Origin of the sequence: Sphaerochaeta sp. (genome assembly GCF_050178175.1) — a bacterium.
In the GTDB taxonomy this organism is placed as follows: domain Bacteria; phylum Spirochaetota; class Spirochaetia; order Sphaerochaetales; family Sphaerochaetaceae; genus Sphaerochaeta.
The window spans coordinates 1-2,547 of the sequence record NZ_JBFXGH010000200.1 but is presented as its reverse complement, the minus strand read 5'-3'; the positions used below and the strand labels follow the sequence as shown (position 1 = coordinate 2,547).

The following is a 2,547-nucleotide window of genomic DNA, read 5'->3' as shown; positions in this document are numbered from 1 at the left end:
GAAGGACGACCGTACTGTGATATCACCTATGCTCCAGGTGGGAAGAGCATTCTTTCCATCTCGTACCGGTAATCATGCGTTTGTTGTTGCGCCTTGCCACCCGCTATGCCTTCTCCAGGCAGAATCGACATCGCGGGACAAGTGTGCGTATTTCCCTCGGTCTGGCTCTCTGTCTCTTTGCAATTGTAGCAGTGCTTTCCTTTATGCAGGCCCTGCAGCGGAACCAGTTCGATGATATCAGGACCTTTGAGTCCTTCGACCTCCAGATAGAGCTAGAGAGCAATGATTACATTGCAGCCAATGAGGCTGCAACACTGATCGAGGGGTTGGACTCTGTCCAGCATGCCTTTGTGTATGGAGATATCCCTGTCATTGCCCAGGGAACTGATGGGTCGACCATTGCTGGTCGCCTTCGGGGTATTGATGGGGAGGGAAGATTCCTTTCCAATCTGAACAGCTATCGTGGATTCCTGTTCCAAGAAGGGCAGGTTGCGGTTTCCTACTCAAATACACGTTCCATCGATATGGGTGAACCCCTTACGCTTACCTTCCTGAAAAAAGGCAAGCAGGCAACGGTGGTCCCGTCCAGAAAGGAACTCGAGGTGGGAGCCGTTTACTATACCACCAGCTATGATTTTGATCACTCCACCTTCCTATGTGATGTAGGGACCCTGCTTGCCCTGCAGGATGATGTCTCCTTGAAGATTGGGGTATTCACCCCCCACGATGTCAAGGAAGTGAAAGCTGACATCATGCAATTGGGTTTTGCCAATACAAGCACCTGGATGGAGATAAACGCTTCCCTGTATGGTGCCATGGAACTTGAACAGAAAATGATGGCACTGATGCTTTTCCTGATGGTGTTGGTCATACTGGTACATATCAGGAACAGTTCCAGAAGATTGCTGCTCGCAAAGCAAACTGAGATTGCCATGCTCCGTACCATCGGGCTTACCAAGGCAAAGGTACAAGCCTTGTTCGTGTTGCAGGCGATGGTAGTGGCAGTCATTGGAAGTTTGGTGGGCGTTGTTCTCTCCTATGCAGGTATTGCCGTCTACCCAACCATCTCTTCCTATGTCTACAGGTCGATGGGTGTTCATCTTGAACTAGAGATCAGGGGTTTGGAACTTCTGGTGTTGTTTATTGTCATTGTCGTCTTCAGCCTCATTGCGTCCTTCCAGGGGACCCATAAGATCCTGAAGGCAGATATCATGGAGATGTTTGCGCATGATGAAGTCAACTGAGGTCCTTACCCTAGAACAAGTCTCAAAGAGTTTTCCCGCAACACTCAGGGGAGGAGAGCCCATCCAGATATTGGAAGGGGTATCCCTCACCTTGAATCGTGCGACGAGTATTGCGATCACCGGTCGAAGTGGGAGCGGGAAGTCGACCTTGTTGCAGGTCAGTGCAGGGTTGCTCTCTGCAGACAGTGGAAGCATCAGGTTTGAAGGTAAGGAGATTTCCAAACTCGATGATGAACACCTCAGTCGGCTGAGGAGCCGTTCTATGGGCTTCATCTTCCAGAGCAGTTTGCTTCTGGATGATTTCACGGCCCTTGAGAATGTGCAGATCTCTGCCATGATCGCAGGGTACAGTGAGCGAGATGCCTCCCGTAAGGCCTTGGCAATGCTTGAACTGGTTGGTATGCAGGACCGACTGGGGCACACCAGTGACCACCTCTCCGGAGGGGAGCGCCAACGGGTCGCCATTGCAAGGGCCCTGGTGAATGAACCATCACTCATTTTTGCCGATGAACCGACAGGTTCATTGGATGAGAGAAATGCTGCACTGGTTGAAGATCTTCTCTTTTCATTGGTCGCTGAGCGGGAAGTAGCCCTGATGCTGATCACCCACAACCTTTCCTTTGCCAGCCGGTGCCATACCGTTTATCAACTCCATAATGGAAATGTGGAGGTGCGCTCTTGAGGCAAGGACTTCTTCGTCTTCTGGTACTGAGAAAGCTTGGGTACAAAGGAAGCAGAGCAGCAAGAAAACGAATCCTCTTTAATCTCGTTTTGATCACACTGGTAGTTGGAGCCTTGGTCTTTGCACAGATTTTTGTGGTGTCCATGAGTAAGGGGATTGCTGATAAATATGCCCTATTGGGTAATGGCCACCTGCAAGTGCATGGGGATTCCACACATGTCTTGCCCGAGAAGGAAGGTGTGCTGGATGTACAGCTGGTTTCTCAAAGCTATGCCCTGATCTATAGTCCAGACGGAAACAAGATGGTGAGACTCAAGGGTGTTGGGGACGGATATTTCAACGAACTGAGAACCTCCCAGATTACCTTGATGGATGGAATTCCCAAGGAGAGTACCACGCTGGAGAAGGTACTGCTCAGCACCACCCTGGCTGATGAACTTCAGGTGGGTATTGGCGACCGGGTTGCTCTGATGCTGGTAGGTGACGATGGAATCCGTCCACAATTCTGTGTAGTGGGCAATCTTTATGATTCAGGATATCGGGAACTGGATGCGAATCTTGCCTTTTGTGACTATAGCCTGATCCATCGGTTGTTCAAGGGCAGTGAGTAGAACTACCAGG

Annotated in this window: 3 protein-coding genes; all 3 read left to right on the top strand. The window is 50.4% G+C overall.

Annotated elements, in window-relative coordinates:
* The first annotated feature begins 74 nt into the window (after window positions 1-74).
* From AB7S66_RS12535 to AB7S66_RS12525, 3 genes are read left to right on the top strand one after another with little or no spacing between them, the layout of a single operon-like run.
* Entirely contained in the window at window positions 75-1,244 is a 1,170-nt protein-coding gene (locus AB7S66_RS12535; protein ID WP_428520509.1) for an ABC transporter permease, read from the top strand.
* Window positions 1,228-1,926 carry an ABC transporter ATP-binding protein gene (locus AB7S66_RS12530; protein ID WP_428520507.1) on the top strand — a complete coding sequence of 233 codons (699 nt, stop codon included), beginning with the start codon at window positions 1,228-1,230 and terminating at the stop codon, window positions 1,924-1,926. Before AB7S66_RS12535 ends, AB7S66_RS12530 begins: the two co-directional genes overlap by 17 nt.
* Window positions 1,923-2,537 carry a hypothetical protein gene (locus tag AB7S66_RS12525; RefSeq protein WP_428520505.1) on the top strand — a complete coding sequence of 205 codons (615 nt, stop codon included), beginning with the start codon at window positions 1,923-1,925 and terminating at the stop codon, window positions 2,535-2,537. Before AB7S66_RS12530 ends, AB7S66_RS12525 begins: the two co-directional genes overlap by 4 nt.
* The last annotated feature ends 10 nt before the right edge of the window (window positions 2,538-2,547 follow it).